General features: G+C 66.1%; 7 protein-coding genes. 5 read left to right on the forward strand and 2 right to left on the reverse strand.

All coding sequences use genetic code 11. The features are described from left to right. Both VL752_RS21865 and VL752_RS21870 read right to left on the reverse strand, forming a co-directional pair. The coding region (locus tag VL752_RS21865; RefSeq protein WP_325358727.1) for an anthranilate synthase component I family protein at window positions 1-1,326 on the reverse strand (1,326 nt) is incomplete at its 3' end. Between the two features lie 29 nt (window positions 1,327-1,355). Beyond that, window positions 1,356-3,260 (reverse strand): SurA N-terminal domain-containing protein, encoded by a 1,905-nt coding sequence (locus tag VL752_RS21870; RefSeq protein ID WP_325358729.1) that lies wholly within the window; start codon window positions 3,258-3,260, stop codon window positions 1,356-1,358. A 121-nt stretch (window positions 3,261-3,381) separates the two neighbouring features. On the opposite strand from VL752_RS21870, the gene tpiA reads away from it, so the two are divergent. The 5 genes from tpiA to VL752_RS21895 all read left to right on the forward strand — a co-directional run. After that, on the forward strand, window positions 3,382-4,107 hold the full coding sequence (tpiA, locus tag VL752_RS21875) for a triose-phosphate isomerase (protein ID WP_325358731.1): 726 nt from the start codon (window positions 3,382-3,384) through the stop codon (window positions 4,105-4,107). Window positions 4,108-4,281: 174 nt separating this feature from the next. Next, a complete protein-coding gene (gene purC / locus VL752_RS21880; RefSeq protein ID WP_325358733.1) occupies window positions 4,282-5,046 on the forward strand; it encodes a phosphoribosylaminoimidazolesuccinocarboxamide synthase in 765 nt (254 codons plus the stop codon). Further along, entirely contained in the window at window positions 5,043-5,282 is a 240-nt protein-coding gene (gene purS / locus VL752_RS21885) for a phosphoribosylformylglycinamidine synthase subunit PurS (RefSeq protein ID WP_325358735.1), read from the forward strand. Before purC ends, purS begins: the two co-directional genes overlap by 4 nt. Window positions 5,283-5,289: 7 nt before the next feature. Continuing rightward, window positions 5,290-5,985: a phosphoribosylformylglycinamidine synthase subunit PurQ gene (gene purQ / locus VL752_RS21890; protein WP_325358739.1), complete on the forward strand. Its 696-nt coding sequence runs from the start codon at window positions 5,290-5,292 to the stop codon at window positions 5,983-5,985. Next, a partial coding sequence (locus VL752_RS21895; RefSeq protein WP_325358737.1) for an AIR synthase related protein occupies window positions 5,982-6,815 on the forward strand: 834 nt, incomplete at its 3' end. The genes purQ and VL752_RS21895, both read left to right, overlap by 4 nt.

Consider the following 6,815-nt stretch of genomic DNA (forward strand, 5'->3'; position numbering starts at 1 on the left):
CATCGTGCCGTCGGGCGCGAAATAGCCGATGCAACCGCCATAGATGCCGCGGCGCACCGGCTCCAACTCCTCGATGATCTCCATCGCCCGCACTTTCGGCGCGCCAGACAGCGTGCCGGCGGGAAAGCCCGCCATCAGCGCGTCCAGCGCATCGAGATCGGGCCGGATCCTGCCCTGCACCATCGACGAGATATGCATGACATGGCTGAAGCGTTCGATGACGAAGCTCTCCACGACGCGAACCGAACCGAGTTCGGAGACGCGGCCGACATCGTTGCGCCCGAGATCGAGCAACATCAAATGCTCGGCGAGTTCCTTCGGGTCGGCCAGCAATTCCGCCTCCAGCCGGGCATCCTCCACAGGGTCCGGATGACGCGGCCGGGTGCCGGCGAGTGGGCGGATCGTCACCAACCCGTCCCGCAGCCGGACCAGGATTTCCGGGCTGCTGCCGGCGACCGAGAAGTCGCCGAAATCGAGGAAAAAGAGGAAGGGTGCCGGGTTGATCCGCCGCAGCGCCCGGTAAAGCGCGAAGGGCGGCAGCGGGAATGCGAGTGACAGGCGCTGGCTCGGCACCACCTGGAAGGCATCGCCGGCCGCGATGTAGTCCTTCATTTTCACGACCATGTCCTCGAAATAGTCCCGGGTCATGTTCGATTGCGGTTCGCCGAGCGTCACCTCACCCGCTGGGCCTGCGGGCAGCGGCACCGCCTGCAGCAGCCCGTGCTCCACGCGGTCGAGCCGCGCCTCCGCCTCCATCTGCGCCTGCTCGGCCGAAACGCCGGCCCGGGGATAGGCCGGGGCCGCGAAGGTCATCACGTCGCGCACATTGTCGAAGATCACAAAGACCGTCGGCCGCATCAGAATCGCCTCGGGCAGGCCGAGCACGTCCGCATTCTTCTCGGGCAGCCGCTCCATCAGCCGCACCATGTCGTAGCCGAGATAGCCGAAAAGACCGCCCGCCATGGGCGGCATGCCGTTCGGCAGATCGAGCCTGGTTTCGGCGAGCAGTGCCCGCAAACTGTCGAGCGCGGGCCGCTCCTCCGGAACGAAAGCGTCCGCTGCCGTCAGCGCCCTGCGGTTGAGGGCGGCCTGCCCCTTTTCGCAGCGCCAGACCAGATCGGGCTCCATGCCGATGACGGAATAGCGCCCGCGCGAGGCGCCGCCCTCCACGCTTTCCAACAGAAAGGAATGCGGCTTGCCATGGGCGATCTTGAGGAAGGCGCCGACCGGAGTTTCCAGATCCGCCGGGCTCTCGCGCCAGACCAGCGCGCCCTTCCCTGCCTCATAGGCGGCGCGGAAGGCTTGAGCGGATCCTAAGGCGGTCATCTCGACTGTCTTTCGTTCTCTATGGAAGGTCAGGGCTGGGCAATCTGCTGAATCACGGCCTGATTGATGCGCGGATTGGCGCGGGCCGTCACGACGCCGGCGAAAACCGCCTGCATGTCGTCCGCCAGCGCGCTGGAAAGTGAGGCGCGCAGCTGGTCGTAGCCCACCGGATCGGCTTTCGGGTCCGGCGTGTTGACGCTTTTGAGCTGAGCAACGACGAAGCCCTCCGGCGTCTCGATCATGGTGCTGGCGCCCTGATCGAGGGAGAAGAGCGGCGCGACGAGGTTCTGCGGAACGCCATCGGGCACCTGTCCCTGGCGGGTCAGCGCCGGGGTTGTGGTGACGGTGAGGCCCTTGGCATCGGCCACGCCCTGCAGCGTCCGCCCGCCCTTCATCGCCTGCAGCATCGCGGTCGCCGCGACATTCTGCTCCCGCCGCCGCTCCGCTTCCGTCCAGGACTGGAGGACCTGCTGCTCCACGGCGGCATAGGGCTTGGTGGTAGCGGGGGTGATGCCGTCCACGGTCAGCGCGAAGTAGCTGTTATCCGGCCCGTTGATGAGGGTGGCGGCCTCGTGGACCTTCTGTTTGAAGGCCTGATCCACGACCGCCTGGCGGACCGCCGCGGTGCCGGGGATCGGGGCGGGGGTTCCCTGTTCCGTCAGGCCGCTGCTGTCAATCGAGCCCTGCAGCGCGGCAAGCCCAAGGTTGGCGGGCAGCTTCTCCAGCGGCGTGCGGCCGGCCAGCGCATCCTGCAGCGCATTCACCCGCTTGTTCACGAGTGCCACCGCCCGCTGGCGGGCGATCGTCTGGCGCAGGCCGGGGGCCGCCTCGGCATAACTCTGGGCCGCGCCGCCCGACTGAATGTTGGAAACCTTGAAGACTGCCCAGGAGGTGGCGCCGGTCGAGACCGGACCCGTCACGGTATCGGCCTTGGCCTTGAAGGCGGCCTCGCCCAGAGCCTCGCTCGGCACCTGGGCCTGGGTGATGTTGGGCAGATCGAGCGAGGTCGCGCCGGCAGCCTTCGCGGCCGCCTGAACCGCGTCCCAACTCGCCCCGCCCTGCCACTGCGCGGCGATCGCCTGCGCCGCCTTCTGATCCTGCGCGAGCACGACATCGACCGTCCGGGTTTCGGGCTTGGGCGGCGTTTCGGCCACCATGCGCTGGTAAGCGGCTTGAACATCGGCATCGGGCACCGTGATGTCCCGGGCAAGAAACTCGGGGCTCAGGATGACGAGAGTGATGCGGCGGTATTCGGGGGCGCTGAACTCGCTCGGGTGGTTCTTGTACCAGCGCTGCAGCACCTGATCCGAGGGCGCGGCCGGCGCCGGGGCAGCCGCGAAGGGAAGCTGCACGAGATCGGCCGTCCGGGTCTGATTCTGGAAGGCATAGGCCGTCTTCACCATGACCGGAGGCGCCGTGACCGCCGCCCTGATCGAATTCAGCAGCTGATTGCGGATGATCTGGCCCTGCATGAGGTGCAGGAATTCCGTCTCGCTGAGGCCGTTGGCCTGCAGCACCTGATCGAACTGGGTTTTGTCGAACTTGCCGTCCGCGCCCTTGAAGGCGTCCATCCCGAAGACCGCCTGCTGCACGGTCGCGTTCGGGGCGGCAAGGCCCATGCCTCTCGCCATATGGTCGATCGCCGCCTGGGCAACGAGGCGCGCGGTCGCCTGTTCGGCGAGCATCATGCGCATCTCGGCCGTCACATGGTCCGGGCCGCCCATCTGCTGGGTCGCTTGTTCCAGCTGCTGGCGATAGGCACCCGCGACCTGCTGTGGGCTGATCGCCTGGCCGTCGACCTTCGCGGCCGAGCCGTCATTGCCGAGATTGCGCAGCACGTCACCGATGCCCCAGACGCCGAATGCCGCGATCAGCAGGACGAAGAGGACGCGGACGGGCCAAGTATTGAGCGAGCGGCGGAAAACAGCGAGCATCGGAATCTACGGGACCTCACATGGAAGGGGGCGCACCATAGGCAGAGCGTCGCCACTTTGCCAGTTCCCGCTCCTGGCTTTAACTGCGCCCCAGCCTTACGGCTCCATGGGAGGAACAAGAATGCGGCCATTGATCGCCGGAAACTGGAAAATGAACGGGCTGACGGAGGAGAGCGCCGCGCTCGCGCGGGGCATTCGCCACGGGCTCGGCGATGCCGCGGCCGAAGTATTGATCTGCCCGCCCGCAACGCAAATCGCCGCCGTCGCCGCGATCCTTGCAGGAAGCGGCATCGCCGTTGGCGGCCAGCACTGCCACACGGGGAAATTTGGCCCCCATACCGGCGAGATCTCGGCGCTGATGCTGCGCGACGTCGGCGCGACCCACGTCATCCTCGGCCATTCCGAGCGGCGCGCCGACCAGGGAGAGTCGAATGCGCTGATCGCCTGCAAGGTGAGTTCCGCCCTCGAAGCGGGGCTCGTCCCCATCGTCTGCGTCGGCGAAACCGCCGAGGAGCGTGATCTCGGGCAGCAGCAGCAGGTTGTCGCCCACCAGCTCGAAGGCAGCCTGCCACAGGATTTCGTCGGCGTGGTCGCCTATGAGCCGGTCTGGGCCATTGGCACTGGAAAGGTCCCGACCGCGGCCGACATCACCGCGATGCACGCCTTCATCCGCGCGGAGCTGAAGCGCGCGCGGCCGACGGCCGCCGACGCGCGCATTCTCTATGGTGGCTCGATGAAGCCGGGCAACGCCGCGGAAATCCTGGCATTGCCAGAGGTGGGTGGGGGGTTGGTCGGAGGGGCGAGCCTGGTGGCCGAGGATTTTCTTGCCATCATCCGGGCCGCCTGAGAGACCGCCCCAAGGGCCATCCGGGGCGAGCCACCCGTTCCGGCGGATGATGCTACGCACATCCGCCCTACCTCTTGCAAAATGACGCTGCTATAGCCCAGCGCAAATTCGTTCCCCATCCTGGCGGTGCGTGCCCTGCCCGCGCCGTCTTGGAGAAGACCCAAGGATCTCGCCATGGCCCGTCGCCGACAACTCTACGAGGGAAAAGCGAAGATCCTCTTCGAAGGCCCCGAGCCCGGCACTCTCGTCCAGTATTTCAAGGACGACGCGACTGCCTTCAACGCGCAGAAGAAGGGCGTCATCACAGGCAAGGGCGTGCTGAACAACCGGATCAGCGAATTCCTCATGCTGCGGCTCGGCGAAATTGGCGTGCCGACGCATTTCGTCCGTCGTCTCAACATGCGCGAGCAGCTCATCCGCGAGGTCGAGATCATTCCGCTCGAGGTCGTTGTGCGCAATGTCGCGGCCGGTAGCCTGTCGACCCGCCTCGGCATCCCGGAAGGCACCCGCCTGCCCCGCTCGATCATCGAATACTATTACAAGAACGACGGCCTGAACGACCCGATGGTGGCGGAAGAGCACATCACCGCCTTCGGCTGGGCGACGCCCCCGGATATGGACGACATCGTCTCCCTCACCCTCCGCGTGAATGATTTCCTGTCCGGTCTCTTTCTGGGCGTCGGCATCACCCTGGTCGATTTCAAGCTCGAATTCGGCCGGCTGTGGGAGGAGGACGAGATGCGCATCGTCCTCGCCGACGAGATCAGCCCGGACAACTGCCGTCTCTGGGACAGCAAGACCAACGAGAAGATGGACAAGGACCGCTTCCGCCGCGACCTCGGCAAGGTCGAGGAAGCCTATCAGGAAGTGGCCAAGCGTCTCGGCATTCTGCCCGAAGCCGGCATGCGCGACATGAAGGGCCCGGAGATCATGCAGTGAAAGCGATCGTCACCGTCATGCTGAAACCCGGCGTGCTGGACCCGCAGGGTCGCGCCATCGGCCATGCGCTGGAAACCCTGGGCTTCGACGGCGTGGGCGAAGTCCGCGCCGGCAAGATTATCGAACTCGAACTCGCCGAGACCGATGCAGCGAAGGCGCAGGCCGCCGCCGAGGCGATGGCGGACAAGCTGCTCGCCAATACCGTCATCGAAAGCTACCGGGTCGAGGTTGTCTGAGATGAGCGTGCGGGCCGGCATCGTTCTCTTTCCGGGCACCAATCGCGAGCGCGACATGGCGATCGCGCTGGCAAAGGTCTCAGGCGGGCGCCAGCCCGTCATGATCTGGCATAAGGAGACCAGCCTCCCGCCGCTCGATCTCATCGTCCTGCCCGGTGGCTTCAGCCATGGCGACTATTTGCGCTGTGGCGCCATGGCGGCGCAGTCCCCCGTGATGCGGGCGGTGCGCGACTTCGCAGACGCCGGCGGCGCTGTGCTCGGTGTCTGCAACGGCTTCCAGATCCTGACCGAAGCCGGGATGCTGCCCGGCGCGCTGCTGCGCAATGCGGGCCTGCGCTTCCTCGGCCAGGATCATCACCTCAAGGTCGAACAGACGGACAGCCTCTACACCAGCGGCTATGACCAGGGTTCCGTCATCCGTGTCGTTCTCGCCCATGGCGACGGCAACTATGTCGCGGATACCGCGACCCTCGACCGGCTGGAGGGCGATGGCCTCGTCGCTTTCCGCTATTGCAATGCAGAGGGCGTCGTCTCTGACGAGACCAATCCGAACGGCAGCCAGCGCAATATCGCCGGCATCTTTTCAGAGAACCGCCGTGTCCTGGGGCTCATGCCCCATCCCGAAGACTATGTTGACCCGCTGATGGGCGGGGTGGATGGCCTGCCGATGTTCGCAAGCATTGTGGAAGGGCTTGCGGCATGAGCCAGCGCCCGGTTGACGAGAAACTCGCCCGCGAATTCGGCCTCAATGCCGAGGAATATGGCCGCGTCCTGACCATCATGGGCCGCCAGCCCTCCTTCACCGAGCTTGGCATCTTCAGCGTCATGTGGTCGGAGCACTGCTCCTACAAATCCTCCCGGGTCTGGCTGAAGGAACTGCCCACCAAGGCCGACTGGGTCGTGCACGGTCCGGGCGAGAATGCCGGCGTCGTCGATATCGGCGAGGGGCTGACCGCCATCTTCAAGATGGAGAGCCACAACCACCCGAGCTTCATCGAGCCCTACCAGGGTGCCGCAACGGGTGTCGGCGGCATCCTGCGCGACGTCTTCACCATGGGTGCGCGGCCGGTCGCCAACCTCAACGCGCTGCGCTTCGGGCGGCCTGAGAACCCCCGCACCAAGCGTATCGTCGATGGCGTCGTGCGCGGCATCGGCGGCTATGGCAATTGCGTCGGCGTGCCGACAGTGGGCGGCGAGGTGAACTTCCATGCCGCCTACGACGGCAACCCGCTCGTCAATGCCATGACGGTCGGCATCGCCCCGCGGGACCGCATCTTCCTCTCGGCCGCGGCCGGCATCGGCAATCAGGTCGTCTATGTCGGCTCCAAGACGGGCCGGGACGGCATCCATGGCGCGACCATGGCCTCGGCCGAATTCGACGCAAATTCGGAAGAGAAGCGCCCGACCGTGCAGGTCGGCGACCCCTTTACCGAGAAGCTTCTGATCGAGGCCTGCCTGGAACTGATGGGGACGGACGCCATCGTCGCCATCCAGGACATGGGGGCCGCCGGCCTTACCTCCTCCTCCGTCGAA

The organism is Acidisoma sp. (assembly GCF_035492295.1).
GTDB lineage: Bacteria > Pseudomonadota > Alphaproteobacteria > Acetobacterales > Acetobacteraceae > Acidisoma.

What these genes read in the sequence shown, in the direction of transcription:
- tpiA (WP_325358731.1), top strand. Translation starts at nt 3,382, where the DNA reads ATGCGGCCATTGATCGCCGGAAACTGGAAAATGAACGGGCTGACGGAG.
- VL752_RS21870 (WP_325358729.1), bottom strand. Translation starts at nt 3,260, where the DNA reads ATGCTCGCTGTTTTCCGCCGCTCGCTCAATACTTGGCCCGTCCGCGTC.
- purC (WP_325358733.1), top strand. Translation starts at nt 4,282, where the DNA reads ATGGCCCGTCGCCGACAACTCTACGAGGGAAAAGCGAAGATCCTCTTC.